Genomic DNA, 24778 nt, shown 5'->3' on the forward strand with positions numbered 1-24778 from the left:
ATGGACCGCCGTCCGTCGATCATCCATTATCACAAAAGCAAGGGCTTTTCCTATCAAAGCTTGAAGGAGAAACACGATGGAACAGATGATACAAGGTCAATCGACCTCAGCACTTGCCCGTTATCTTGAAAAGATTCAATTCCCCGCAGAAAAAAAGGACATCCTGAGCGCGGCCTCTCAGGCAGGGGCGCCGGAGGATGTGATCCGTCTCATGGAACTGTTCCCCGACCGCCGCTATCCCACGCTCGACGATCTTCTGCGGGCCTTTGGTGCGGACGCACGAACGGATACAGGATCGGCGCGAGTGCAGGGCGTCAATGATACAAGCCGCGTCGGCGAAAACGCCTATATGCAGAGAGGAGTGGAGGAATCCGCCGGTGCCGGGTATCGATCCCCTGGCCCCACAAGCAGTGGCTTCACGCAGGAGGAATACTCGGGCGGCAATGCGCGCTAAATCCTTGAAGGCGCCCCGAGGGGCGCCAGCCGTCTTACAGGGCAGGGGAAGTCCCCGGGCTGCTCATCGGACTGGTGATGATATGGGGACTGATGTGCTGCTGGATCTGGCTTTTCCGCGAGATGAAATCCTGCGACATGCGGATCCGCAGATCATCGTCGGTTTTGGACCGTATCAATTTAAAGATTTCGTCCTCTTCCTTGTCCACGTGATCCTGTACAATGGCCCGCAGATCCTTCACCCTGTCCTCGAAGGCGCGGCTCGAGGCATCAAGGTTATTGATAATGTCAAGCGCCGTGCGTATCTCCTCGTGCTCGCTCCAGGCCTGATCAAAGCGATCCTTCATCTCATCGAACTGCTGAAAGTGTCGATAAACCGTTTGTTCCTCGGCCTCGGAGTGGGAGAGAAGATCCACGCGCAGCTGATAGAAAAGGTCATTCTTTTCCACCGCAGTGTTGGACTGTTCGATTTCCTGAAACAGGGTCTTGGCTTTGGCGTGATCCATGCGCAGGATATTCAGGATGTCCATTTCATCCCCTGACTTGCCAAAGGTGTTGATCACGGCTCCCGCCACCGTTGCCGCGGCGTCACGAATTCGACCGGTCACGCCTGTGGCTGGTTCCTCGCCGGAAATCATCTTCACGGCGGTTTTTTCCATGAGGCTTGAGATCTGAGCGACCTGCTTTTCCATGGACGTTTGAACACCTTCAAAGGGACCAAGGGCTGCCTTCACGTCCGGTTTGCAGACCTGAGCCACCTTATGGACGAGATAGCCACACATCGCCTGGTTTTGTTTGACCAGAGCATAGGCTCCCAGCTTTTCCACAAAAGGCGCGTTGGCTGCGCCGATTCTTTGTGAAACCAGTTCCGTAAATCCTTTGGTAAATTCTTTCGGCTCGACCCTCATGCCGAAGTTGGTCATGACGGTTTCCAACATGCGGAGATTTTTTTCATCCTCCTCTGCGATTTGCTCCAGGGTGTCACGCGCCTCGTCAAAGTTGGCAAGAAGGCGGCGTATGCTGCTATTCCATTGCACAATGGCCCGTTGCCGCATTTCAATGTCGGCAAGTTCACTGGCAAGACCCAGCCTTGTCTCCTGTTCCGATACTGCTAGCATTTTGTTCCTCCTTGTTGCGAACAAGCAGTCTTACTATAGGCCCGGGCCAGCGCGTCATGCATTAGCCGAATTCTGATTTCTTGTTGTGAATGTTCCGTCCCTGTCACGTGATTCCTACAGGCGTGCGTTGGCAAAAGATTTGCACCACGAAACCGCGGTGATTTCGTCAACTTTCACGGAAAGAGAGGAAATAATGACTGTTACAGCCAAAAACATACTCGGCCAGGATCAGAGCGAAGGTCCAGTCGCCAAGGCTATCGAAGAGCAAACATCCCGCCTGCCCTCGGATGTTTTCCTGTGGGCTGCGGTCGGTTCCATTGCCGTTTCGGCCCTGTTTCAGATTCAAGGGCGCAAACAGACCAGCAATTTTATCGGCCAGTGGGCTCCCACACTGTTGATTCTGGGGCTTTATAATAAACTGGTGAAGGTGGCAGGCTCAGACCGCTACGAAAGATAGCGGGAGACACGGCGGCGTCCGTCCCAAAACCCTGCCCCCACGGGCACACCCGGGCGTTGGTTCCCCCAACGCCCCAATTGATATTTGTCAGCTCAAGCCCATCACCCTGCAGGCTGTCGAGTATAGTGAAGCTTCCTGAGGCTGCTTCGCTGAAGCTCCAGTCAGCGGACAGTTTCCGTCTGCCTAAAATTCCGAAGAGGTGAATCGCGCAAGTCATTCTCTATCAACGAGCCTTCACCTTCTTATCGTCGAAGTAATCATACGCTCTCACAAAACGCTCCTTATCCCAGCCCCGCAGAACAAGATCCGGCGCTCCAGGTTTCACGAAACGAAAAACCGGCAGCGAGCCATAGCCGAGCCTGCGCATGATCCGATCATCATCCGCATCCACGATCACCACCCGACCCCCACGCCGCTGGGCCTCATGTTCCAGAAAAGGCTTGGCTTCACGACAGGCTTCACACTGGTCGGCGGAAAACATATAAATCGTCGGCCGTCCCGGAAGGGAGCCTGGTTTATAGGCAGAGACCGGGATGGTTTCGGTCGAGGTGGAGGCACATCCGGCGAGACAAAAAAACAAAAGCACGTTCTTCATGAGGCTTCTCCCGCTCAGGGTTCTTCGGATGGCGGAAGCCATGCAAGGCCTTTGCCAGTGGATGAAACCCCTGAACGGGTGCGCGGGAGGGAAAGCGGACTCGGGAAAACTTGAGAGTCCTGTTATTTTTTGACAAGCAGATTCAATTTCGGATCATATTTGCCGTTCACGCCAAGTCGCAGACCGCCGCGTGGTCCACGGACCACCTCGAGCTTGCAATCGGGCTGACTGGCCGCCCGCAAAAGCTCCGTCACGGCTTTACAGGACGTATCGGCCCGGACTTTGAATGTTACGAGGCCCTGCAGGGTTTGAATATGGACCGTATCCACGCTGGTTCCAGCCGAGACGGAGTCATCAATCCACTCGTCCCGATTTTCACGACCTTTGATCAATGTTTCAAGCTGGCAAACCCAGCCTTCCTTCAATTTCATTCCCGACCTCATCCTTGTCCATGATGAAACGTCCCTGTTTCATCATACAGGATATTACCGGTATTGGGGATGCTGGGTCGGCAGGTATTTGCGCCGGTTGATATCATCAATCTGCTCATTCAGGGTAAAGAAATCATAAAGGACGCCCAGCAGAAAAAGGCCGCCTGAAATCAAATACAGGAACCCGGAGATCCATTTGCCCATAACGAAGCGATGGACTCCAAAAACGCCCAGAAAGGTCAGCAGCAACCACATGATATTGTAATCCAGAGGTCCCTGCTGATACTTCCGATCGGCCTGGCGGTCCATGGACGGGATCAGAAAGGCATCAATCAGCCAGCCGATACCGAGAAGGCCCAGCGTAAAAAACCAGATGGTGCCGGTAATCTGCTTTCCATAATAAAATCGATGGGCGCCAGTAAATCCAAAAATCCACAGGAGATAACCGAAGAGTATGCTGTGCGTATTGTTATGAATCCGCATGGTTTCCTCCTTGCTTGAAGCTGGGCTGGGGAACAGTTCCCCAGCACGTGGTGCGGGATGGGATTCAGGTTGTCGCCCCACCCCACAGATCGAGCGCGTTCTTATCCGACCGCTCCTGCACAAAAGGTTTCTTTTTGATCAGCGTGGGTCGTTCCATGTGCTCCGGGCGCAACGGCTCAAACTGATGCGGGAACTCCCGTTCAATCATCACAAGGCCTTTGATGGCCAGCGCTTTCAGAAGATCCGGTCCCGCCACGTAAAGCACGTCGGCAATCTGGATGTGCCGCCTCTCGTCAATCGCCTGGGCAATGCGAGATTCCAGAGGATTGTCGGTCGACAGGGAAATGCTGATGGTTTTGTTTCGTTGCCCTTTGCTCAATGCATATTTCCTTTCGCCAGTGAAGTGCAAACCGTATTGGAGTTGCCAAAATCAGCGATCAGATACGTGCCGGGGTCAGCGGCCATTTCAATAATCTTCCGATAACCGAGGGCTGCTGATTTCATGGCCAGCTCGCGCGGTACATAGACAAAGGATACGTTATGCTGGTCCGCGAACTTTTTGGCAATATCCTGGACCGGTGAATAAATGGAACCTCCACCCGTGACGGCAATCCGAAGGTCATCCGTTTCCAGTGAGTCGAGAAGGGAACGAAAGTGTGGCTTTAAGGTTTCATTCGAGTACTGTTCGAGAACCTGATCGGCAATATCCTTCAGCTCCGAACTGGGAATAATGCCTTTATTGCTGTTCAGGTTCGGCACCTTGGCCTCATGATAGGAACGGTAAAGCCACTCATCGTAAATCTGATCATTGCCCGCTGCGGAATCCGGCTCGCGAATCGCATAGTCGTTGAGCAGACGGCGCCTGAATTCCTTGACGGCATGACGAATGCCTGTCTTCATCGAATGAATCGAATTCTTAATCGGCTGCCCATCCTCACGCAGGAGGACGGATTCCACCGTACCATAGCCAATGGAGATGGTCAGGAGCTTGCCGGGAATGGAAAGCTCATGCTTGATGCCGACCGCATGTCCGATCGATTCACGGAAGGATACCACGCGTTTGATGGCAATGCTCTTGCGACCTGCAGGTTCTTCCCAGGACAGCTGCCGCCCATTATACGTTGCCGCCAATTTCATATTCTGTTCAAAGGTGAGATCGGGAAAACCGCAAGCCAGATTGATGGAACCGGTGACGCCAGCATGCATGGCCGAAGACACAACGAGGAGTTCAAACTCACGTTCTTCAACGGAGAGATTCAGAGCTTTCGAAGAGCGCAGCTGCTGGGTGCGGACGAGATTGCCGACGGCTACATATTCATTCTCATAAATGAATTGGCAGGAATCCTCCTCGGCCTCAAGGAAGCACTTATCCGAAAGACGTGCAATCAAGGAGGGAAAGCTTACAACGTTCAAAAAACCTTCCATGGTGGACCCTTCTGTGTGTTCATTTTACGATCAAATTCATCCCGGTTGAATAAATTGAGTCAGGGCAGAGTGCAATCACATTCATGGATTTTTTTTGATGGAAAATCGTGACACGAAAAATTATGCAGACACAGAGGACAGTCTTAGTGCAGCTCTTCCACCTTATGCTTCACGGCTTCCCGGGGGTGGCTGGCCCATTTTTTTACGGACTCGATCAGCGGTTTGAAACCGATCGGTTTGGTCAGAAAGCCGTCAAAGTCCGCTGAAAGAAGGACGCGATGCCTTTCCTCATGAAACGCGTGAGCGGTCAGAGCCAGGATGGGTTTGGCAAAGTGGAGTTTACGCAGCTCCCGGGTGGCCTTGTAGCCATCCAAAAGCGGCAGCTGTAGGTCCATGAGAACGAGGTCGATCGGTTTTTCCAGCGCCAGGGAGATCCCATGGGCTCCATCAGCCGCGCAGTAAACCCTGCCACCAGCCATTTCGATCATACTTCGGACCATCAATTGCACATCGGGGCTGTCCTCGACCAGGAGGACCGTCGTGCCCTGCAGCTCGGAGGGTCCAATGTGCGGCGTCCCATGTCGGGCCGTCCCCAGGACCAGTCCATCGCCGACGGCGCGCAGGTTAATGCAGATGCGAAAGGTACTGCCGGCACCGACCTGACTTTCCAAAAGGTTGACGTCCCCTCCCAAAGCCTGGGCCAGACGCCGCGAAAGATAAAGTCCCTGGCCCACACCTCCGAATCTGCGCGTGTCCGAGGCGTCGACCTGTGAGAAGGGTTTGAAGAGGGAAAAGTAGGAATGCACAGGTATGCCGCAGCCGGAATCCTTGACGTCGATCTGCAGGAGCAGAGGCATCTCCGCATCCGGACCGGGCTGTGCCGAGGCTTCCACGGTGATGCGACCCTTTTCCGTAAACTTCACGGCATTGTTCACGATATTGAGAAGAATTTGCCGCAAGCGGGTGGCGTCGGTCAGGATTGTGGTGGGAATGTTTTTGTTCCAGGTGAGTTGAAGCTCCAAACCCTTGGCCTTCACCTTGGGCAGCATGCTGTCCATCACCTGTCGGACTTCGATCTCGGGCCGACAGGGCGCGAGCGCAATCACCATCTGGCCCGTCTCGATGCGCGAGATGTCGAGGATATCATCAATCAGTTGCAGAAGATGCTCGCCGTTTCGTTTGATGGCCCGCAGGGGATGCGCGAGCGTGGGATCCCGCTCCTTTTCCGCCAGAGCCAGTTCACTATAACCCAGAATAACCGCCAAAGGCGTACGCATCTCATGGCTCATGTTGGCCAGAAACTGACTCTTCGCAAGGTTCGCCTGCTCGGCTTTTTCCTTGGCCTGGATCAGCTCAGCTTCAATCCGCGTTTGGCTGGTTATATCACTCAGAATGCTGCGGATAGACACATCCCCTTGATCATCGTCCTGCCAGGCGATGCTTTCGATTTGGGCATAGAAAGGCTCAGAACCCGACGTTTTCAAGCGCAGCTTGCAGGTCTGCTTTTCACCGTTTTGAATCACATCGTGAAGATGCTGGTGAAACATCTCCTGATAGCCATCAAAGATGTAATCATGAAAAGGGGCCCCGATCAGCTGAATGCGATCCTTCTGAAGACTGGCCGCTCCCTTCAGATTGATTTCCCGAATCACAGCGTTCCTGGTCAGCGTCAAATATCCGACCGGTGCAAAGTCATAGAGATCGCCATAACGCTTGGCCGCCTGCTTCAATTGATATTCGGCTCGTCGCAGCTCCTCGTTTTGCAGTTCCAGCTCGATGCGGTGCGTCTGCAATTCGTGGATCAGGCGCTTCATATCCATCATGCCGACGAGCTTGCTGTGATGAGCCTCATTTCGATTCATGGGTTTGACTCGAGTTTATATATGATCAAAAGATAGTGCGGCATGGCCAGCAAAAAATTGACTTCCGTGACGGTTGCCTCGGCAGTCATCGCATGCTCGAGTTCCCCTTGCAAGCGGATTTTTCCGGTCCAGCTGCGCTTATCATGCTGCGGAATTCCGTGAATACCCAAATCATTCAGGGTGGTGCTCGGAAGCTCAGCCGAGCGCAGACCAAGGCAGTTGCAGAACTCCTCATTGGCGAAGATGACTTTTTCATTCTGGTCAAAAACCAACAGCCCATTGGGGATTTTCTCGCAGATTGACTGGTACATGGCCGCGCTTTTTTCCAGGCGGTTCTGCTCGGTGATATCCGAAAAACCAATGACCACGCCGTCAATGACGTTCGCCGCTGTCTTGTAGGGCGTGATGCGCATGAACAGCGTGCGATTATCCTTCATCTCCACAATGCGCTCGATCGGAGCCAGGATATTCAGCACCTCCTCCGCATCCTGCAGCACTCTGTCATACTTCATCTGCGTGGCGAAATCGCCCAGAGAGCGGCCGATATCCGAAGGGATCAGATTGAAAATCTTGGTGGCGGAACGTGAGTAGCGGGTGATCAGCAAATAGCGGTTGAGGAAGATCGTTGCGATGCTTGAGCTGGAAAGGAAATTGTCCAGATCGTTATGGGCTGAAGACAGTTCCTCGATTTTGATCTGCAGCTCCGTGTTGAGCGTGACCAGCTCTTCATTGACAGCCTGGAGTTCCTCCTTGGCCGTTTCGAGCTCTTCATTGGAACTCTGCAGCTCCTCGTTGGAACTTTGCAGCTCCTCATTCATGGACTTGAGCTCCTCATTCGAGGTTTCCAGCTGTTCCACCAGAGTCTGCATGTGCTCCCGGGTGAAGAGAAGCTCCCGTTCGATATTCTGGGTACGCTCATCGAGGTAACGCTGATCGAGGTGAATCACGTTCTCCGGAGTCAGAGGCTCCGCATGGGTCGCTTCAAAACTGATAATGATCAGTCGCTGCTGATAGGAGAGTTCACTCACCGGCCGGACCACGATATCAATGCTCAGCAAATCATTGTGGCGTTTGACCTTGATATCCTTAAAGCGCACCGCCTCGCGACTGCTCAGGACCTTTTGAAAGCCACGGCTGACCTCCAGTTTGATCTCATCGCGGGCCATGGTGAAGACATTCATGTGTGCCTCACCCTGCGCGGTTTCCAAAAATTCGGACATGCGGCCGTGGACGAACAGAATATCGCCGGCGCTGTCGCAGATCAGACTCGGCGGTACGTAGGAGGACATCAGAAAACTCTGGCTGAGCTCACGGATCGAGGGCCGCCGCAGGCCCGGCAGGTCGGCTCGAATCCGCTCGGTCGGTGTTTGACGGACGGACTGGCTGGCTTCGATGTCCAGGGTGCGCGACGGGAAGGGGCCGCCGCTTTTCCTTTCAAAAAACTTCCACTTCTTGTCGAGAGGCGTAAAGAGGTTGTTCGCATCACCCGTGGTTTCTGAACTGCCGAGAAAAAGAAATCCACCGGGGTTCAGGCCGTAATGAAAGATCCGCAGCAGTTTTTGCTGAAGAACCGGTTCCAGGTAAATCATCAGATTGCGACAGCTGATCAGATCGACCTTGGAAAAAGGTGGGTCACGCACGGCGTTATGCACAGCGAAGATAATGCGTTCCTTGATCTCAGGCTTGATCTTGTATTCATGAACCCCCTCGTAAAAGAAATTTTTCAAGCGTTCCGCCGACACTTCCGCGGCTATGGTTTTCGGATAACGGCCCTCACGGGCGATGTCGATGGCATCCTTGTCAATGTCGGACGCAAAAATGCGCAGATCGATATCCCTGTTTTGATTTTCGCAGGCTTCCAGCACACTCATGGCGATGGAATAGGCCTCCTCGCCGGTTGAACAGCCAGCGACCCAGATGCGCAGAGTCTTGTCCTGCATCACATTTTGCAGGATCTGCGGAAGATACACCGTCTTCAAAGCCTGAAAGGCTTCCGTATCGCGGAAAAAGTTGGTGACCCCGATCAGAATTTCCTTCAGCAGGCTTTCCCGCTCGCCGGCCTCCGCTTCCAACAGTCGAATATAGTTGCTCAGCGTATCGATCTTTTGCGCAATCATCCTGCGCTCGATGCGGCGGCGCAGCGTGTTCTTTTTATAGAGCGAGAAATCATGCCCGCTGTGGGCCCGCAGAAGGCTTACGATCTTCTGCAGTTCCACGCTGGTGGAAGACAGAACCACCGGTTCGGATTCGGGCACCAGACGTCCCAGATGAGTGATCCAATGCAGGATATGCTGGGGTATATCGAGCGGACGTGCCACCAGGTCAGCGAGCTTCATGTCGAGGCATTCGCCGACTGGTGGATGGCATTCCTCGCTGTCAGGATCCTGAACGATCACCAGACCGCCCTCCTCCTTGATGCGCTTGATGCCCTGCGAGCAAGACCTTCGAACATCGGCCAGCATCACGACGATGGCCCGTTCCCTATGCTCCACGGCGAGGGACCGCAGGAACGCATCCAGCGAACCGGAACGTTCCGCACTCAAGGACAGCACATCCCCTGAAAGGCTCGCCTCCATGTCGGACGGCAGAAGGTAAATCGTATCCGCCTCGATCAGCATTCCATCCTTGGCTGCAGTGATGGACATGGTGGTATGAAAAGGCAGCGGGGTCTTCGGTATCTGCAGAAAAAACGCGACCCCACGACCCGTGGGGATGTGACTGACGATATGTTCCAGCACGACCTTGCTGCTACCCGTAGAACCCAGACAAACGTAATAGTGAGGTTTGCGCGGGGAGGGCGGTGTTCCTTGAGGGCCTTGAGTTTCCATCCTATCCTCGTTTGGCAGAGTGCGTCGAACTGCTGGAATGCAATGATGTTCGGAAAGTTTTTATTTTATGTGCGGAAAGGTCTATCCGGTACTGGTTTTTCACTCAGCTCGTCCATAGGGCGCGGGACCATGGGGTACTGCTCGAGGATTTGCCGGATCAGCTGCATATGCAATTCGGTGGTCTCTATGATTTTGTTGTATTTGCGAACTGCCAGAGTCTGATGCAATTCCTCAGCCCGCTGCATGAGCTGACGATGCAGGCTGATCTTTTCATCCAGAGCTCGCAAGGCGCTCCAGAGCGCGCTGTCCAGAGTATCCTGCGCTCCTCCTGCCCTGCCTCTCAGCGTGACAATCTGACTTTTCTGGCAGAGGGCACAGATGTTTTTATCCTGCGGCGGCGCGTCGGGATCTTCAACAGGGGGAGGGGAGCCGGTCACCAGGTCTTCACTAATCGGATCGTTCGGCAGGACGTTAAGCTGCCTTCTGGGCGCGACCGGTCCCAGGGTCAGGTTATGAAGAGTCCCGGCAATGTCCTTATGAGGTAGCAAATAATCAGGATAGACGTGGCTCAGGGCATGACGCGGCATATCATTAAAAGGCGTATCCGCGGGATCCTGGATGATCACCGTGCCGCCTTCCTTTTTGATCGCCAAAAGTCCCGCCGTTCCATCATCCAGATATCCGGATAAAAGGACAGCGACGACGCTCGGTCCAAATGCAGCGGCGGCTGTCCGGAAGAGCGGATCAATGGCTGGTCGGCAGCGATTCTCGTGGGGACCGCGGTGTAACAGGATACGATTCTTATGGATGACCATGTGCCGATCCGGTGGCGCGACATAGATATGCCGAGGCATCAGGAATTCCTGAGTCTGAGGATGTTTTGCCGGGATGCCGCTTGTCGACTCCAGGAGCATAGGCAAAACACTACGCGCATTCGGATGAAAGTGAATCACGACGCAGATCGGAACGGAAAAGTTGGGTGGCAGACCGCGCGCGATTTCCAGGACCGTGGGAATGGCCCCTGCTGAGCCGCCAATGACGATAAGTTTAGGTAGCGTCATGTGTTTTTCCTTTGCTGTCGTCGCCAGGCCTCCTTTCGCTTTTGGTATGCATGGATCATTCCCTCGCCCGTGGCATGCGGCTTGCTAGTTTTTCGAGCGGCACATCTGCAAACCCGAGGAGGACGATCATGCCACGTTCCAAAAAAAACCAGGAAGCCGAAGTTAGTATTGATGCCATTGAACTCTTGCAGGACCAGCATCGTGAAGTCGAGGATCTTTTTGATGAACTCGAAAACACCGGATCCCGCGCTTTGAAAACCCGTCTGCAGCTGGTTCAAAAATTGGCGATTGCCATCGAAGCTCATTCTCAGATCGAAGAGAAAATCTTCTATCCGGCCGGGCGTGAGGTGGACGAAGATATGACCCTTGAAGCTTATGAAGAGCACAGCGTGGTTCGTCACCTCATCGAGAAATTGAAACAAACTGAAGCGGATGATGAACACTTTATGGCGCGCGTGACGGTTCTGAAGGAAATGATCGAGCATCACGTGGAAGAGGAGGAAGGCGAATACTTCCCCAAACTTTCGAAGAAATTCGGCAAGAAGCGTCTGGCCACGCTCGGCGTTGAAATGCAGGAAGCCTATGATGACGTCACGGAGAGTCTGCAGCAGGCCGTGCAAGGACGTGCTCCAGCTGCATCGCGGAAGAAACCTGTTTCCGCCGATCTGCATGCCTGAAACACGGTGCCGGCAACCCCTGCCCCATGCGGCGACTGTAGGTTTTTTGAAGCATTGTGAAATCACGTCATGAAACAGCCGGGAAAGGACAAAGCCCGGTTCGGAAATCCGAGCCGAGCCCATGAGGTGTTGGGGTATAAAGGAGAATCTTAGCGGGCCAGGCGCTCCGACGTTGTCAGAACCGAACCCTTGCCTATAAAGCCGCGGGCTTCGGAACTGCCAGCTTCCGCCGTGGTCGAGCTGAAGATTTTGGCCTGAACTTCAATGGTGTGAACACCGGAAGTCAGATTGTCCGTAAGAAAGTTAAAGGAGCCGGCATTCATGGTGCTCAGGAGCAGCGAGAGCTCTTCATCTGCAAATTCACATTCACTGGCCAGAATGGTCCCATCGCCATCGGCGTCCGTGCAACTTTGCAGGATGCCTCCAAAGGTTGCACTCAATTCCTGAGTTCTCTGGCAGTAAGTGACTTCACCGGGAGCTGCGACGTTGCCGTCAACCAGCACCCGGACCATCACAGCCGCCGACGCGGTGGAAGTGTCCTTCTTTCCGCCTTTGCTTTTCACGGTGGTTTTGGTCAGGAGACCGCATTCGAGAGCCATATCGATAAAGAGCGAGCGATTGGAAGTCTTCAGCGTTTGAGTAAGGATGGTGGTAAAGTTCACATCACCCTGGTCCATGATCGCGATATCACTGAACGCGGCCGTGGCCTTGGAAGCTGGCTGGGATGTACCACTGCCGGTGGATGGTTTCAGGGCAACGGCTTCTCCACTTTTCTTGTTCGAACGCAGGCCACGCAGAGAGAGTTCATCAACACCGCAGTTGGTCACAAGAGTCGCGAATGCCAGGAGGGTGATAAGACGAACGCCATGAGCGGAGAATTTTGACATAGTAAGTTCCTTTCTCTAATTGCTGATGCCGTATACAAAATATTTATCGGTTGGATTGGAAATTTCCTGACTACTTTCTTTTATCTATTATAATATTACATAGTTATGGCGCTTAATTATGTGCAGAATATACACAAAAAACAGTCGCAGGAGACGCCGTCATGAGCCATCCGCTTTCGCTGCTCTTCCTTATGAACATGACGCTCGCCACGGGAGGCTGGACCTCTGAATCCTATGAAGTCCTCTTTACGAATCCCGTATGTCCGCGCCAGAGGTTTGTGTCCTACCGTCCGCGCAATCCACCGCCGGAGACCTTTATGAGTTCACGCGGGCCGGTGCGCATTGCGCCCGATCGGGATGCGGTGGAGGAGATTCCGGTTGAAGCCGCCGGTATCCCTACGCTCGGCGGCGGATGGCGTTCCACCATTCCCGCCAATATCCGTTGTGAGCAAAAGGATTTTGCTCTTTCGAGTCAGCCCGCAGGGGTCAATCCCTACCGGGAGACGGACAGTCCCATCAACCGCATTCAGGAATGGATCGAAGGCACCACGCCAGGCGATGAACTCTTTATCGCCAGCTTCAGCTTCAGTATGTCGGCCGTCGCCAGCTGGACCTGCTCAGCCGCGCAGCGTGGCGTTCAGGTCAAGGTTTTCATGCATGAGCCGGATTACGGAAGTGATGCTTTGGATACGATCCGCCTCTGCCCTCAGGTCGAGCTTCTGCAGTTTCAAAACAGCAGTCGCCTCGCCCACCTGAAATCGCTGGTCATCGTGGACAACCAAAACCAGAAGGTGCGCATCAGCTTTCAGAGCGGCAACGTTTCATCAGGGACCTGGGGTCATCATGAAAATTGGAATTTCGTCACCCTGGATCGCCAGCACTGGTTCAGTCAGGATCATATCTGCCTGCGCGATGCCATTCATGAGGAATCCATCGGGAATCTCAGCCAGCTCTATCGGGAACTCGATGATTGTCGGGCCCGTCACGGAGTGGATGAGGCGCGCGCTCAGGATCCCTGGATGAAGTCGTATTTCATTCCGAAAACCGGTGGCACCTATGATGATCGCAAGGAACTGGATAAGCTGGTCGACGAAGTGGACCAGGCATCCGAAGTTTGGATTGCAGCCCATCATATGACGGAACCCAATCTTATTCAGGCGCTGATCAGGAAACTGAAGAGTGATCCCACGTTTCGCGTGAAAATGCTGGTTGATTCCGAACTATTCTGGGCGGGTTATCAGGATCCTGTCGGACAGGGTCTGACCTGGAAGGTGGACGGCCGGGTCTTTGGGGAATCGGATAGCCTCACATCCTACTGCCTTTGGGGTTTGTCAGAAGCCCAGGCCCGGAATGTGCGCTGCTCCCTTTTCAATTGGAGTGCCTATAACAGTGAATACAGTCCGAGCACCCTGAGCGAGGCAGGAGCCGAACTGCGATTTGTGGAAAGCAATCACCTCAGCAGGCTGCTGTTTCATAACAAGTTCATCATCTTTCACCATGCCCAACCGGAAAATGGAATCCTGGGATCCGTCTTCACAGGAGCTGGCAACCTGACCATGGCCGGGTTTGATAAGAATTTTGAAAATTATTACTGGGTGCGCATTCCCCATGTCTATGAGGCCTTCCGACAGCAGTTTCAACTGCTGTTCGAGAAGGCCACACAGGAAATGGATCTACCGATCACCTGGGATTTTCGTACCGTGGATGACGGTTATGAAGCTTATCCTGGGTCAGGGTCCTGACGCAGGTGAGGCAATACTTTGAATTACCAACGTGTTCTGGCGCGTGGCTCTCTTGCACGGGCTTCGTTCACGGTGATCGTACGACCATCCAGTTCGCTGCCGTTGAATCTGGTGGTGGCGTCGGCAGCAGCCTGTGTTGATTGCATTTCAACGAAGCCGAAGCCTTTGCTGCGACCTGTATCACGGTCAGTAATGACCTGCGCACTCAGCACTTCACCGGCACGCTCAAAAAGAGCTTCCAGTGTTTCATTGGTTGTGGAGTAAGACAATCCACCGACGTAAAGCTTGTTAGACATGATAAAACCTTTCGAAAAATGAACAATTGAGTTTGAGAGTATGAATCGCAGACTCAAGTTTTGGGTAAAGACTTAGGATAGGCGCAAAAATGATGAGTAGTTGGCAGGTCCTAAACCGATGAGCGAATTGCTCGTTCTGGCATCGCATCGGTATTTTCTTGAGGGACCTTAACACCCTTTTTCTGCGAATACCAGAAAATGTTTCAAAAAGCTGATTTCGAGCGGGATGAGTGATGTAAGGTGGTCATTTAATGGGTGGTTATAGGGGCCCTCCCTCATGAAATTTATGATTTGACCGATAGCAGATCCGGATAAACCGGATGAGGTGAGAGATGAGAAGGAATCAACGGAGCAGGTCGGACCAACACAAAGTTCAAGTCCTCCTGGCAGGAGCAGCTCTCACTCTCATATCATGCAGCGGGAAATCCTCCAGCAGCGATGCGGCGGCGACCTCGGGACAGCTCATCATTGCCACGGACATCGCTGATATGGGTCTTTCCAAAGCACTGTCGACGGAGGTTCCAGCGGCCGTCAAAGGTCAGGGTGAGGAAGCGCTGCCGACAGCGGGAACCATTCTCATTTCAACCCCAGGACTCAGACGAGCCGATCGACAACGGGCGATCGAGGGCTGCGAGATCCGGCGCAGTGTGAAGAATGGATTGAACCTCATCCGTGAGATGGCTCAGGAGATCTGTTACATTGAAGCCGGCTCGCAGGTGTTCAAGCCGAATGGCAAGTTTCGAGCTTCCTTTGATGAAGACGGCTGGCAGGGCACATATTCAGTGTGGATCGATGATACGGTCCAGAACCGTCGCCGCATTTCCTTCTGCGCCAATGATAAACTCCGTTATATATTTGATCTTGAAGCAGCCAATGCCGGCACGGCGAAGGGCGTTGTGACTCGAATTCATACCGATCCGGATGCTGCGGAGGGTGAAACCTGGACGGTTCAGGCCGCCTTTGATAGCGGTGTGAGTCGTACCGGAAGGACAAAGCTTGATATCCGCGGCGCCTATGAAACGGCCTACGGAAATTCCCGTGAGCGGCTGTTTATCGATTACGAGGAAAAAGGCATAGCGTTTGTCGCCGAGTCCAAGGTGGGCGAATCCGAGCTTGATGACGGTCTTATCGAAAACTGGACCACACAGAGTGCCGCGTTGATTGCTCATAATCTGGGAACGGTGATCAACAAATATTCGAGCACCGTGGACGCATCCACCGACGCGGGCGCCTATCGTGCTTATTTTGATGGAAAAGGTTATGTTCTGGCCGCTGCGGATTCAGAAGCCTGGCAGCCGGGTGGCCCCATTTACGTCGAACCGAAGATGATGCCACGCCTTCCTGATTGGAATGGGATTGATCTTCCTTCGGATGCCTGGGACTGCACGGGAACCACGGAGGTGACTCCTGAGGGCAGCGCTGCGGATTATGCTCAATGTGATGCTCTGCAGGTCGACTGGGAGGAGGAGGATTGCGAGGATGAATCCCTCTATACCTACTCAGGTGATCCGGAAACCGTCGGTGATGATGAAGTCGCCTCGGGTGACAAGCTTGAATATCCTGGAGCCGATTAAGCGAGGATCCAGACGGATTCATGAGGCGGGATTTCCTTACCGCCTTGTATCAATTCCTGCCCCCTGAATGCCCTGCATCCCCTCAACTCCCTTTGTAAAAAGTCGATAATTTAAGTGGACGGGTGGCTTTACCCCATGGCGGGATCTCTATGCATCTGCTCTTCAAATCATGGCTCCTGCTGATCGGACTTCTGGCCTGCTGCCAGGTGGCCGAAGCCATGAGCGTTATCCCTCTGCAAAACGAGCAGGGTGAACACAATATCAGCAGCATCGTGGAAATCCTGGAGGATGACACCGGGCTTTTGACCTTCGACCAGGTTCTGGACCCTGCCGGGACATTATCATGGAAAAGCTATCCCGAGGACGTTCCCAACTTCGGCTTTTCGAACAAGGTTTATTGGGTTCGCATGCGCCTTCAGAATGTGGGTGAAGCCAGCGAACCCTGGTATCTGGAGCTGGCCTATCCCAATCACGATAAGCTGGAGTTTTTTCACGAGCAGGCGGACGGAAGCTTTACGAAGCGGGAGGCGGGGGACCGGCACCCCTTTGCGCAGCGGGATCTCAGGTATCGGAACTTCGTTTTCAAACTCGATATACCCTCCGGTGTCACGCGCAACTTTTATCTGCGCAGCAAGTCGGAAAGCTCCATGCAGTTCCCTTTGCGGGTCTGGACGCCGACCGCCCTCGCGGAGAAGATCAATCGGGAAATATTCGGGCTGGGCATTTTCAATGGCATCATGGTGGTCATCATCCTCTACAACCTCTTTATATTCTTCTGGCTTCGCAATATCAGTTACCTGTACTACGTCCTCTATATTTCCTGTTTTTCCATTTATCAGGCCGCGATTGGCGGCTTCCTTCTGGAGTACGTCCTGCCGGAGCAACCGGATTTGGTGAACTACAGCATTCCGGTGATCAGCAGTCTGGCTTGTCTTTTCGCCATGATTTTTGCCATGAATTTCCTGCAGACCTCGAAACACTGCCCTCGCTTCCACAAGGTTCTGCGGTTTTTCCTGTCCATGTCCTATTTCTTTGTCGGCATGGCCTTGTTCGCGAGCTACTCCACGAGCATTCGATTCGGCTCCGTCTTGATCATTCTGGCCATTCCCTGCATTCTCTTTGCGAGTATTCTGTCCCTGCGGAATGGGTATCGTCCCGCCCGGTACTTCTTTGCCGCCTGGCTGGCCCTCCTGAGCGGAGTTTTTATTTATCATCTCTACACGGCTGGTTTCTTTCCCGCGTCCTTTTTCACGATCTATGGCAATCAGATCGGATCCTCGGTGGAGGTCGTGCTCCTGTCCCTGGCCCTGGCGGACAAGATCAAGCTGGAGCAGGCGCAGAACCAGGGGAAGATCGAGCGTTTGAACACGCAACTGGAAAGCAATATCCGCAATGTGGAGCATGAGGTCGAGGAAAAGACGCGGGATATCAAGTCCATCCTGAGCAACATCAGACAGGGTATTTTCATGATCCTGCCTCCTGACTTCCGCATTCATAAGGATCACTCGTCCCATTTGCGGGAAATTCTCGAAATCAACGATATTGAGCAGGGGAATGCCATGGACCTCCTCTTCCAGCATGCCCGCCTCTCGCCGGATGAGATGAATCAGGTCAAGTCGGTTCTGGTGTCCAGTCTGGAGCAGGATGAAATCAACTTCATCATCAACGCCCACTGTCTGCCTCATGAACTTGTGTATCGAGCGGCGGCTTCAGGAACAGAGAAAACCCTGCGCCTCGATTGGAGCCCGATCGTGGGAGCGGAAAACCGCATCGATAAAATTCTGGTCGCGATTCGGGATGAAACCCATTTGAAAAAGCTTCAGGCCCAGACTCAAACCCAGCAAATGGAGCTGGACTACATCAGCCAGATTCTGGAGATTCCACACGATAAGTTCGCGCGCTTTATGGAAACCTCCTATGGCTGTGTGGAACAGAACCTGAAGCTGATCGAAGGCGGCAGCCAGGCAGATCAGGAATCCATCCGGCAGGTTTTTATCCATACGCATACTCTGAAGGGCATGTCACGCAACTATGGATTCAAACAGCTGACCGATGTCCTGCATCAGGCCGAAGCCTATTTGAAAAAACTGCAGAATCAAGAAGCCCCTTACGACAAGGTGCAGCTGCAGAACGATCAGAATCACATTCGTAGTCATCTGGATCTCTATGTCGGAGTCAGTGTCGAGAAGCTGGGGCGCCGGCGTTCCCTCCATACGGTTGAGTTCGATCTGGCTGATGTGGAGACCATGATTCAGACCTGCAGGAACCTGATGATTCCTTTGCACCATGAAACGCCACTGCATGCGATGCATGCGATCCTGATGGGGCGGATTCATACGGATGCGGCTGAAGTCCTTAGAAAATCATGCGCGCGGGCGCAGCGACTGGCCCGGGACCTCCATAAGGAGGAACCTCACTTTGAGATTGAAGCGGAAGGTTTTGCCTTCAATCGCCAGGGTGAGCAACTGATGGAAGTGATCCTGACCCATTTGATTCGGAACTCTTTGGATCATGGTCTTGAAACCAGGGAACAGCGTCTCAGTTTTGGCAAGGCCGCAGCCGGGACCATCTCCATGAAACTGAAGGACGTTGATGGGCAACTCGTGCTGAGCTACCAGGATGATGGCCGCGGTCTTTCCCTGGCCGCGATTCAGGAGAAAGCCCAGGCTCTCGGCCTCATAATGCGTCATGCGAAGCCCAATCCGCAGGAGATAGCCGAACTCATATTCATGCCGGGCCTTTCGACTTCGTCCCAGGTTACTGACATCTCCGGCCATGGTGTCGGCATGGATGCTGTGCGTTCCTATCTGGAACAGGCCGGAGGATCGATCCACATTCAGCTTTTGAATGATCAACATGATGGCTTTGCACCCTTCGCCTTTTTCATTCGGCTCCCTTCCCACGTGCATGCCTCCATCCCACTGAAAAAAGTGGCGTGAATTCGACACCAACAGATAGACGCTGGTAAAAAAGTGTAGGCGGATGCAGCGGTTTTTTTACTGCAGACCCGTTAAGATGCGGCTGTTGCCTGTCATCAATCTACGTGGAGTAAACTTATGGCTGACATGCTCACCACATCCAAAATTGCTGATCTCCTGGGTCCGGAAGCGAGGACGCTCCTGGAGCACCGCTGTGAAACCATTGCGAAGGACCAGCTGCATCTGCCCGGACCTGACTTCATCGATCGCGTGATGGTTCATACCGATCGCAAGCCTGCCGTGCTGGGTAATCTCCAGCGCCTCTTCAATGCGGGGCGGCTGCAAGGCACCGGCTATATCTCGATTTTTCCGGTGGATCAGGCGATCGAACATGCGGCCGGAGCGTCCTTTGCCATGCATCCGGCGATGTTTGATCCCGAAACCATCGTGCGTCTGGCACTGGAAAGCGGCTGCAGTGGGGTGGCTTCGACCTTCGGTGTGCTCGGAGCCGTGGCTCGCAAGTATGCCCACAAAATTCCATTCATCGCGAAAATCAATCACAACGAATTTCTTTCGTATCCCAATACCTATGATCAAACCCTCTTCGGCAGCGTGGAGAAGGCGTTTGAAATGGGTGCCATCGGCGTCGGGGCTACCATTTATTGGGGATCGGAACAATCACGGCGGCAGATTCAGGAAGTGTCCGATGCTTTTGAGCGGGCTCATGAGCTGGGCATGTTCACCATACTCTGGTGTTATCTCCGCAACGGCGCCTTTAAAACCAAAACGCAGGACAACCACCTCGCAGCGGATCTTACCGGCCAGGCGAATCACCTTGGGGTGACTCTTCATGCTGATATCATCAAGCAGAAGCTGCCTGAGAACAACGGCGGCTACCTTGATCCGGAACTCAAAGGCTGGGGCAAGACGCACAAGCTGATTTATGACAAGCTCACGACCAGCAATCCCATTGATCTGACCCGCTATCAGCTGGCCAATTGCTATATGGGACGCATCGGCCTTATCAATTCCGGTGGAGCGTCCGCAGGTGAGAGTGATCTGGCGGAAGCGGTTAAGACTGCGGTGATCAACAAGCGGGCCGGAGGCATGGGGCTCATAGCCGGGCGCCGGGCCTTTCAGCGCCCTTTTGCAGAAGGGGTTAAACTGCTTCAGGCCATCCAGGACGTTTACCTGAACCGCGATATTGCGATAGCATAGCTTCAGGGGAAGCCTTGTTTCAGGGCTTCCGTCTTATCTTCATTTGAGCAGGGAAGCCCATGCAAGCATATTATTCCGATGAAGGAACTTGGGAAAAGATCTCCAGTTCACCTGAAATTTATAGCTGGAGTGAAAGTCACAGCAATTTCTTCGATCTCCGCATGGTGGCCCTGCGACTCGATCATGGCAAGCTTCTCGTTTATAGTCCCCTTCCCCTGAAGAAGGATGAGGACTTCCGTAAGCTGGACGAGTTGGGCGAAGTCGCTGTGGTCCTGGCGCCCAATATTTATCATAACCTTGGTATCAAACCCTTTCGCCAGCGCTATCCCAAAGTTCAATTGCTGGCCTCGTCCTCAGCCATCCCGCGTTTGCGAAAGGTAACCGGGGAAACGTTTGCCACACCGGATAGCATCGCCGCGCTCCTTCCATCAGCTGTGGCGATCGTGGAGCCGCATGGTCTGAAAAATGGTGAAGTCTGGATGTCGATACGCGGACCAAATGGAGAGGGTATCCTGGTCGTGGGGGACGCTTACTTTAATATGTCAGCGCCCAAGGGAAGGCTATTTCATGCTGTGCTGCGGCTGACCGGGGCAGGTCCTGGTTTCAGGGTTTCCCGTGTTTTTCACATGATTGGTATTCAGGATCGTGCGGCGTATCGAGCCTGGCTGGATCAACTCATGAAGTTCGTGAGACCCAAAGTGCTGATTCCATGTCACGGGGCGATCCATCGGAGCGAGAATTTGGGAGCGGAACTTGTGGAGTGGATTAAGGCGTAGGAGGATCCTACGCCTGGCTGATTATTTGCGAGTCAGAACGGTGACGTGGTCATTGTTGAAGTCGACTGAGCGGGTTTCTGCGGTAACACCGAAGATAGCCTGGCAGCCGGATTCCTTGCCGATTTCTTTACAGACGCCCGTGATGGAAAGCTGATTCTGGTCAATCTTGTAAGCCACGTAATCAGTGGAACCGTCTTCATTCGTGATATCCAGAGAGACGGCCTGAGAGGACAAAACTTCGCCTACCTTGTAGGTGGCCTTGGCTGACTCGACATCAACTTTCTTCAAAGCCGGCTCTTTGCATTCCTGGTCTTTGAACTGCTGAGCAGAAACTTCCAGTCCACCGTTGTTGTCAAAAGTCAAGCTGACGCCAACTACGATGCCCTTGCCGAGGGAGTTGCACCTGGTCCAGGTCCCTACGATATCCAGAGTTTTCTCGGGTTCTGCTGGTGTTACAGGCTCAACGGGAGTTGGCTCAACCGGAGTTGGGGTGGGTTCAACCGGTTGTTTTTCCTCAGGCTTGACTTCGGTTTCCGTGCTGGGGGCCGTACCGGTCTCTTCCGTGCCTTCGGTGGTGTTTACGGTCTGTTCGGCATGATTCGTCCTTTTGGATTTCTTGTCGTCACCGCAGGCTGCGATGGAAGCAAGAAGGGCAAGCATTACGAGGGAATTTTTCATGATCATCCTGGTTTTTCCTTTAAAAAGAGAGGTCATTCATAAAGCATGGACCAGGACGGATCATGACGTGCAATATTGCACAGCGAAATTTCAGTCAACCGACGCCTTACCGATTGACAGTGCTCATGTCCGCATAACGCGGTCCAGAGGTCACGCCCAGGGGCAGTATGCGTTCGAGGCGCTGCGTCTCGCCCGGCGTGAGTTCGATGTCCAGCGCCTTGATATTCTCGGCGAGCCGCGAGCGCTTCGTGGTGCCGGGGATCGGGACAATATCTTCGCCCTTATCCAGCAGCCAGGCGAGAGCCAGTTGCGCCGGTGTGATCTTTTTCTCCTTCGCGATTTTTTCCACTTCAGAAACGAGCTGAAGATTCTTTTGGAAATTCTCTCCTTGAAAGCGGGGATGAAAGCGGCGGTAGTCACCCTCCGGAATATCCTCGGGCTTGCGAAACGCGCCCGTGAGAAAGCCGCGGCCGAGCGGACTATACGCAACAAAGCCTATTCCCAGTTCGCGTATGACGGGAAGAATTTCCTCCTCGGGATCGCGTGACCAGAGAGAATATTCCGTTTGCAGGGCCGAAATAGGAAAGACCTTGTGCGCCCTGCGAATCGTCGCCGGAGCCGCCTCGGACAGGCCAAGATAGCGAACCTTTCCAGCGCGCACCAGATCGGCCATAGCCCCAACTGTCTCTTCAATGGGAACGCTGGGATCGACCCTGTGCTGATAATAAAGATCGATAACGTCGACCCCGAGACGTTGCAAAGATGCTTCGCAGCATTTGCGGACATATTCGGGTCGGCCGTTGACACCGAGAAATTTTCCATCCGGAGTGCGCTCGTTGCCGAACTTCGTAGCCAGCACAACCCTATTCCTCATGTTACGAATTGCCTGCCCCACCAGGACTTCGTTTGTGAATGGGCCATACATATCCGCTGTATCAAGAAAGGTCACACCCTGTTCGATTGCATAGTGAATGGTCGCGATGGATTCATTGTCCTCGCGGCCGGCATAGAAATCCGACATTCCCATGCAGCCGAGTCCGAGACGTGATACTTCCAGGCCTTGGTTTCCCAGTTTTACTTTTTTCATGAGTGCTCCCTGTGATGAAGAAAATATGCGAGGTTATGCTTCTGAAAGTGGAGGGCTTTGTCTATACCGACTTTTGCTCATGGGCCTGGATTCTTCGAAATAGTCTCGCATCTAATTGTAATCTTTAGAATATTCAATCCTAAAACAATATGTCAGATTTCACTGATGAATTCCGATACAAAAGGGAATCCCGCTGACCCGTGGCTGCAAACAGGATTGCAAAGGCATGCTTGGAAAATCAAAATATTACTATTTACTGTCATATCATTTTCGCTGGACCACACGGGCTCTGGTCATTGCCTTTGCCTTCTCCGCTTGCGGCAAGAAAACATGCAACCCGGGCTCCTATATCTACGAAGATCAGCGTGTTTATAAATGTTTTGCCGAACATGCGCCTTCCACTGCAACCAAAAAGCGTTTGGTATTTGAATATAAAAAAGGAAAATTTCTTTCCATTGATCGTAACCCAGGTCGGCAAATACAGCAGCAGCTCACAGAGTATTTCTGAGACTTTTACCTGTCTAGACTCCGAAGGCAATATCGAGCTAATTCGCCATCCCTATGGAAACAGCCTATATTGCAGTCCCGAAAGAGCCAGAGAATGGAAAGAAGTTTTTCACGATGAAAGCTTCTCCCATCGCGTCTATTATCGTTGCCCGAGCGGCGAAGATTACGACCAGATTTACGACGAAGACGTCATCCAAATTGAAGCGCAGGGACCCTACGTTGGAGACAATCTTCTAGTGTGTCCAGAGGGTCAGAAGAATATAGCCTCACCGAGCGCTGAAGCAATCTGTGGCTAAGTCCCGGTGATTTCTTAATTTTTTTACAGTCTTCCAGGATGCCACGTGCCAAAGGGCAAGGCACTTTCATAGGTCTTTATTGTCCCACCGCTGCCCGTGCTAACTCGCGGCGACCTTTTAAAATAACTTCATCCATCGTCTCCCCAGCCTCAATTTTGTAGCTGGCATTTTCACCATTCATACCAATCGCATCCAAAGGCTTTTTTCGGACAGACAGGAGGGAAAAATCCTCGCCGGATATGACCAAACTGCCAGCGGAAATGCTTCTGGACCGCAAAGATGTTGTGCTAAGGGTCAAAGTTGAAAGCAACTCACTGTTGGCAAGCAATCCAACATCACCTGTCCCATTGTCGAAGATCCCAGCCCTTCCAGGTTCAGCCATCATTATTTCCTTGCCCAGATCAGCCAGAGCTGGCGGAGTCCCCCCACCCTGGCTGCCGCCTGCCAATGCCGCTGAGGCAAACGTAAGGAGTGGGATGATCCACTTTATTTGAAACTTCATAGAATTTCCCCCGGCCCAGCAATCGCAGACATAACCACCAGTCGATTGCCTTTTTTTTCTTTCATGATCTTCAGAGCTTTTTCACGGAGATCGACGACCGCTTCGTATAAGTCGCGAATACCCTCATCGCTTAATCCTCCCCGGATGTCTTCTATAATAGAGCCTGGGACGTTCAGCGGAACCATGTGGAAATGATGAATCGCAGTTTTCTTGATGACATCCTCTGGTGGATAAGCGCGTCCTCCCAGAGTGCTCTTGAAGTTGGAACCTGCTTCTACCAGGATTCCAAGACGCAGCAATTTATCGAGATGCTTCAGGCCTTCATTGCCGAACTGTTCTTTGACATGCCAGCGCTCGATCCCATCCATTTCTGCAAATACATAAACTTTATATAATTGTAGATCTTCGGCAAGAAGCGCTGATAATGCGTCGGATTCAGTTTTTGCGCCGAGTTCCCGCGTATCTGCCACCTCTCGCGGAAAGTAATCATGCAGGATGCTGTCAGCGTTTCCTGGCTCGATAACGTCGAGAATTCTCTTTGCGTTAGTAAATGACAGTTTCTTCTGTTCACCGCTGTGCAGACGGTAAATAGTTGAGTAGTCAGCGCCGGTCTGCTTGGATAACCAGCGGATGCTTTCGCCTCTTGCTGCAAGAAAGCTCTTTATTCTATCGCGCAAATAATCGCAAATGTTAAGCGTCATTTTGCTTTTCCCGCCCACCTTTGAATATCTTTCAGGTGATTCTATAGCGAAAGCTCTCGATCATCGCGAATGAAAAGCAGTGTAGATGGGCATTCTGCATATAAATATTCCGAAGTTTAGCCGATTCATATTATCTGCTTTTGAAGAGCCTAACTTCAAGATGGCGCAGATTTTTGATTCAATGAATCACCTTGTTTTTGAAATCT

The 24778-nt window shown here is 52.9% G+C and carries 24 protein-coding genes; 9 read left to right on the forward strand and 15 right to left on the reverse strand.

Going from position 1 to position 24778, the window contains the following annotated elements; all coding sequences use genetic code 11:
• The first annotated feature begins 76 nt into the window (after positions 1-76).
• Positions 77-454: a DUF2795 domain-containing protein gene (locus OLTU_RS05065; protein WP_141731669.1), complete on the forward strand. Its 378-nt coding sequence runs from the start codon at positions 77-79 to the stop codon at positions 452-454.
• A 34-nt stretch (positions 455-488) separates the two neighbouring features.
• Here OLTU_RS05065 and OLTU_RS05070 read toward each other — a convergent pair whose 3' ends face one another.
• Positions 489-1571, reverse strand: a complete 1083-nt coding sequence (locus OLTU_RS05070; RefSeq protein WP_141731670.1) for a hemerythrin domain-containing protein — start codon at positions 1569-1571, stop codon at positions 489-491.
• Positions 1572-1764: 193 nt separating this feature from the next.
• On the opposite strand from OLTU_RS05070, the gene OLTU_RS05075 reads away from it, so the two are divergent.
• Complete coding sequence (locus OLTU_RS05075; protein ID WP_141731671.1) at positions 1765-2028, forward strand: hypothetical protein; 264 nt, start codon at positions 1765-1767, stop codon at positions 2026-2028.
• 223 nt (positions 2029-2251) lie between these two features.
• Here the strand turns inward: OLTU_RS05075 and OLTU_RS05080 are convergent, their stop codons facing one another.
• From OLTU_RS05080 to OLTU_RS05115, 8 genes are all read right to left on the reverse strand, one after another.
• Positions 2252-2623: a YbbN family protein gene (locus tag OLTU_RS05080; RefSeq protein ID WP_141731672.1), complete on the reverse strand. Its 372-nt coding sequence runs from the start codon at positions 2621-2623 to the stop codon at positions 2252-2254.
• A 122-nt stretch (positions 2624-2745) separates the two neighbouring features.
• Positions 2746-3054 (reverse strand): hypothetical protein, encoded by a 309-nt coding sequence (locus tag OLTU_RS05085; protein WP_141731673.1) that lies wholly within the window; start codon positions 3052-3054, stop codon positions 2746-2748.
• Positions 3055-3108: 54 nt separating this feature from the next.
• The gene (locus OLTU_RS05090) at positions 3109-3537 is read right to left on the reverse strand and encodes an NINE protein (protein WP_141731674.1); all 429 of its coding nucleotides are present in this window, start codon (positions 3535-3537) and stop codon (positions 3109-3111) included.
• A 64-nt stretch (positions 3538-3601) separates the two neighbouring features.
• Positions 3602-3916 (reverse strand): hypothetical protein, encoded by a 315-nt coding sequence (locus OLTU_RS05095; RefSeq protein WP_141731675.1) that lies wholly within the window; start codon positions 3914-3916, stop codon positions 3602-3604.
• Entirely contained in the window at positions 3913-4962 is a 1050-nt protein-coding gene (locus tag OLTU_RS05100) for a ParM/StbA family protein (RefSeq protein WP_141731676.1), read from the reverse strand. The genes OLTU_RS05095 and OLTU_RS05100 overlap by 4 nt, the downstream gene beginning before the upstream one ends.
• A 143-nt stretch (positions 4963-5105) precedes the next feature.
• Positions 5106-6824 (reverse strand): ATP-binding protein, encoded by a 1719-nt coding sequence (locus OLTU_RS05105; RefSeq protein ID WP_141731677.1) that lies wholly within the window; start codon positions 6822-6824, stop codon positions 5106-5108.
• On the reverse strand, positions 6821-9652 hold the full coding sequence (locus OLTU_RS05110; RefSeq protein ID WP_141731678.1) for a CheR family methyltransferase: 2832 nt from the start codon (positions 9650-9652) through the stop codon (positions 6821-6823). The genes OLTU_RS05105 and OLTU_RS05110 overlap by 4 nt, the downstream gene beginning before the upstream one ends.
• Positions 9653-9717: 65 nt before the next feature.
• Positions 9718-10713 (reverse strand): chemotaxis protein CheB, encoded by a 996-nt coding sequence (locus OLTU_RS05115; RefSeq protein ID WP_141731679.1) that lies wholly within the window; start codon positions 10711-10713, stop codon positions 9718-9720.
• A gap of 128 nt (positions 10714-10841) precedes the next feature.
• Between OLTU_RS05115 and OLTU_RS05120 the strand changes: the two genes are divergently transcribed.
• The gene (locus OLTU_RS05120) at positions 10842-11390 is read left to right on the forward strand and encodes a hemerythrin domain-containing protein (protein WP_176736342.1); all 549 of its coding nucleotides are present in this window, start codon (positions 10842-10844) and stop codon (positions 11388-11390) included.
• 149 nt (positions 11391-11539) lie between these two features.
• Here the strand turns inward: OLTU_RS05120 and OLTU_RS05125 are convergent, their stop codons facing one another.
• Positions 11540-12277 carry a hypothetical protein gene (locus OLTU_RS05125; RefSeq protein ID WP_141731681.1) on the reverse strand — a complete coding sequence of 246 codons (738 nt, stop codon included), beginning with the start codon at positions 12275-12277 and terminating at the stop codon, positions 11540-11542.
• Positions 12278-12438: 161 nt separating this feature from the next.
• Here OLTU_RS05125 and OLTU_RS05130 point away from each other — a divergent pair, with 161 nt between their 5' ends.
• Positions 12439-14019, forward strand: a complete 1581-nt coding sequence (locus OLTU_RS05130; protein WP_141731682.1) for a phospholipase D-like domain-containing protein — start codon at positions 12439-12441, stop codon at positions 14017-14019.
• A 23-nt stretch (positions 14020-14042) separates the two neighbouring features.
• Here OLTU_RS05130 and OLTU_RS05135 read toward each other — a convergent pair whose 3' ends face one another.
• On the reverse strand, positions 14043-14315 hold the full coding sequence (locus tag OLTU_RS05135) for an RNA recognition motif domain-containing protein (RefSeq protein WP_141731683.1): 273 nt from the start codon (positions 14313-14315) through the stop codon (positions 14043-14045).
• A gap of 332 nt (positions 14316-14647) precedes the next feature.
• Between OLTU_RS05135 and OLTU_RS05140 the strand changes: the two genes are divergently transcribed.
• The 4 genes from OLTU_RS05140 to OLTU_RS05155 all read left to right on the forward strand — a co-directional run bounded on the left by OLTU_RS05140 (position 14648) and on the right by OLTU_RS05155 (position 20801).
• A complete protein-coding gene (locus tag OLTU_RS05140) occupies positions 14648-15889 on the forward strand; it encodes a hypothetical protein (protein WP_141731684.1) in 1242 nt (413 codons plus the stop codon).
• 149 nt (positions 15890-16038) lie between these two features.
• Positions 16039-18828 (forward strand): 7TM diverse intracellular signaling domain-containing protein, encoded by a 2790-nt coding sequence (locus OLTU_RS05145; RefSeq protein WP_141731685.1) that lies wholly within the window; start codon positions 16039-16041, stop codon positions 18826-18828.
• A gap of 117 nt (positions 18829-18945) precedes the next feature.
• Positions 18946-20025 (forward strand): class I fructose-bisphosphate aldolase, encoded by a 1080-nt coding sequence (locus tag OLTU_RS05150; protein WP_141731686.1) that lies wholly within the window; start codon positions 18946-18948, stop codon positions 20023-20025.
• Positions 20026-20084: 59 nt separating this feature from the next.
• Positions 20085-20801 carry a hypothetical protein gene (locus OLTU_RS05155; RefSeq protein WP_141731687.1) on the forward strand — a complete coding sequence of 239 codons (717 nt, stop codon included), beginning with the start codon at positions 20085-20087 and terminating at the stop codon, positions 20799-20801.
• Between the two features lie 21 nt (positions 20802-20822).
• On the opposite strand, the gene OLTU_RS05160 is transcribed toward OLTU_RS05155, so the two are convergent.
• Together OLTU_RS05160 and OLTU_RS05165 are read right to left on the reverse strand one after the other, a co-directional pair.
• Positions 20823-21479, reverse strand: coding sequence for a hypothetical protein (locus OLTU_RS05160; RefSeq protein ID WP_141731688.1), 657 nt, complete (start codon positions 21477-21479; stop codon positions 20823-20825).
• A 106-nt stretch (positions 21480-21585) separates the two neighbouring features.
• Positions 21586-22566, reverse strand: coding sequence for an aldo/keto reductase (locus tag OLTU_RS05165; RefSeq protein ID WP_141731689.1), 981 nt, complete (start codon positions 22564-22566; stop codon positions 21586-21588).
• Positions 22567-22792: 226 nt separating this feature from the next.
• Between OLTU_RS05165 and OLTU_RS05170 the strand changes: the two genes are divergently transcribed.
• The gene (locus OLTU_RS05170; RefSeq protein ID WP_141731690.1) at positions 22793-23074 is read left to right on the forward strand and encodes a hypothetical protein; all 282 of its coding nucleotides are present in this window, start codon (positions 22793-22795) and stop codon (positions 23072-23074) included.
• Positions 23075-23445: 371 nt separating this feature from the next.
• Here the strand turns inward: OLTU_RS05170 and OLTU_RS05175 are convergent, their stop codons facing one another.
• A complete protein-coding gene (locus OLTU_RS05175; RefSeq protein WP_141731691.1) occupies positions 23446-23871 on the reverse strand; it encodes a hypothetical protein in 426 nt (141 codons plus the stop codon).
• On the reverse strand, positions 23868-24572 hold the full coding sequence (locus tag OLTU_RS05180; protein WP_141731692.1) for a helix-turn-helix domain-containing protein: 705 nt from the start codon (positions 24570-24572) through the stop codon (positions 23868-23870). Before OLTU_RS05180 ends, OLTU_RS05175 begins: the two co-directional genes overlap by 4 nt.
• Between the last annotated feature and the right edge of the window lie 206 nt (positions 24573-24778).

Origin of the sequence: Oligoflexus tunisiensis (genome assembly GCF_001748245.1) — a bacterium.
Taxonomy (GTDB): Bacteria; Bdellovibrionota_B; Oligoflexia; order Oligoflexales; family Oligoflexaceae; genus Oligoflexus; species Oligoflexus tunisiensis.

Excerpts from the sequence above, each read along its gene's own strand:
- OLTU_RS05070 (WP_141731670.1), bottom strand. The coding sequence starts at position 1,571 with ATGCTAGCAGTATCGGAACAGGAGACAAGGCTGGGTCTTGCCAGTGAA.
- OLTU_RS05085 (WP_141731673.1), bottom strand. The coding sequence starts at position 3,054 with ATGAAATTGAAGGAAGGCTGGGTTTGCCAGCTTGAAACATTGATCAAA.
- OLTU_RS05140 (WP_141731684.1), top strand. The coding sequence starts at position 14,648 with ATGAGAAGGAATCAACGGAGCAGGTCGGACCAACACAAAGTTCAAGTC.
- OLTU_RS05170 (WP_141731690.1), top strand. The coding sequence starts at position 22,793 with ATGCTTGGAAAATCAAAATATTACTATTTACTGTCATATCATTTTCGC.
- OLTU_RS05180 (WP_141731692.1), bottom strand. The coding sequence starts at position 24,572 with ATGACGCTTAACATTTGCGATTATTTGCGCGATAGAATAAAGAGCTTT.
- OLTU_RS05130 (WP_141731682.1), top strand. The coding sequence starts at position 12,439 with ATGAGCCATCCGCTTTCGCTGCTCTTCCTTATGAACATGACGCTCGCC.
- OLTU_RS05155 (WP_141731687.1), top strand. The coding sequence starts at position 20,085 with ATGCAAGCATATTATTCCGATGAAGGAACTTGGGAAAAGATCTCCAGT.
- OLTU_RS05105 (WP_141731677.1), bottom strand. The coding sequence starts at position 6,824 with ATGAATCGAAATGAGGCTCATCACAGCAAGCTCGTCGGCATGATGGAT.
- OLTU_RS05175 (WP_141731691.1), bottom strand. The coding sequence starts at position 23,871 with ATGAAGTTTCAAATAAAGTGGATCATCCCACTCCTTACGTTTGCCTCA.
- OLTU_RS05090 (WP_141731674.1), bottom strand. The coding sequence starts at position 3,537 with ATGCGGATTCATAACAATACGCACAGCATACTCTTCGGTTATCTCCTG.
- OLTU_RS05160 (WP_141731688.1), bottom strand. The coding sequence starts at position 21,479 with ATGAAAAATTCCCTCGTAATGCTTGCCCTTCTTGCTTCCATCGCAGCC.
- OLTU_RS05080 (WP_141731672.1), bottom strand. The coding sequence starts at position 2,623 with ATGAAGAACGTGCTTTTGTTTTTTTGTCTCGCCGGATGTGCCTCCACC.
- OLTU_RS05125 (WP_141731681.1), bottom strand. The coding sequence starts at position 12,277 with ATGTCAAAATTCTCCGCTCATGGCGTTCGTCTTATCACCCTCCTGGCA.
- OLTU_RS05100 (WP_141731676.1), bottom strand. The coding sequence starts at position 4,962 with ATGGAAGGTTTTTTGAACGTTGTAAGCTTTCCCTCCTTGATTGCACGT.
- OLTU_RS05115 (WP_141731679.1), bottom strand. The coding sequence starts at position 10,713 with ATGACGCTACCTAAACTTATCGTCATTGGCGGCTCAGCAGGGGCCATT.
- OLTU_RS05150 (WP_141731686.1), top strand. The coding sequence starts at position 18,946 with ATGGCTGACATGCTCACCACATCCAAAATTGCTGATCTCCTGGGTCCG.
- OLTU_RS05110 (WP_141731678.1), bottom strand. The coding sequence starts at position 9,652 with ATGGAAACTCAAGGCCCTCAAGGAACACCGCCCTCCCCGCGCAAACCT.
- OLTU_RS05120 (WP_176736342.1), top strand. The coding sequence starts at position 10,842 with ATGCCACGTTCCAAAAAAAACCAGGAAGCCGAAGTTAGTATTGATGCC.
- OLTU_RS05065 (WP_141731669.1), top strand. The coding sequence starts at position 77 with ATGGAACAGATGATACAAGGTCAATCGACCTCAGCACTTGCCCGTTAT.
- OLTU_RS05165 (WP_141731689.1), bottom strand. The coding sequence starts at position 22,566 with ATGAAAAAAGTAAAACTGGGAAACCAAGGCCTGGAAGTATCACGTCTC.
- OLTU_RS05145 (WP_141731685.1), top strand. The coding sequence starts at position 16,039 with ATGCATCTGCTCTTCAAATCATGGCTCCTGCTGATCGGACTTCTGGCC.
- OLTU_RS05075 (WP_141731671.1), top strand. The coding sequence starts at position 1,765 with ATGACTGTTACAGCCAAAAACATACTCGGCCAGGATCAGAGCGAAGGT.
- OLTU_RS05135 (WP_141731683.1), bottom strand. The coding sequence starts at position 14,315 with ATGTCTAACAAGCTTTACGTCGGTGGATTGTCTTACTCCACAACCAAT.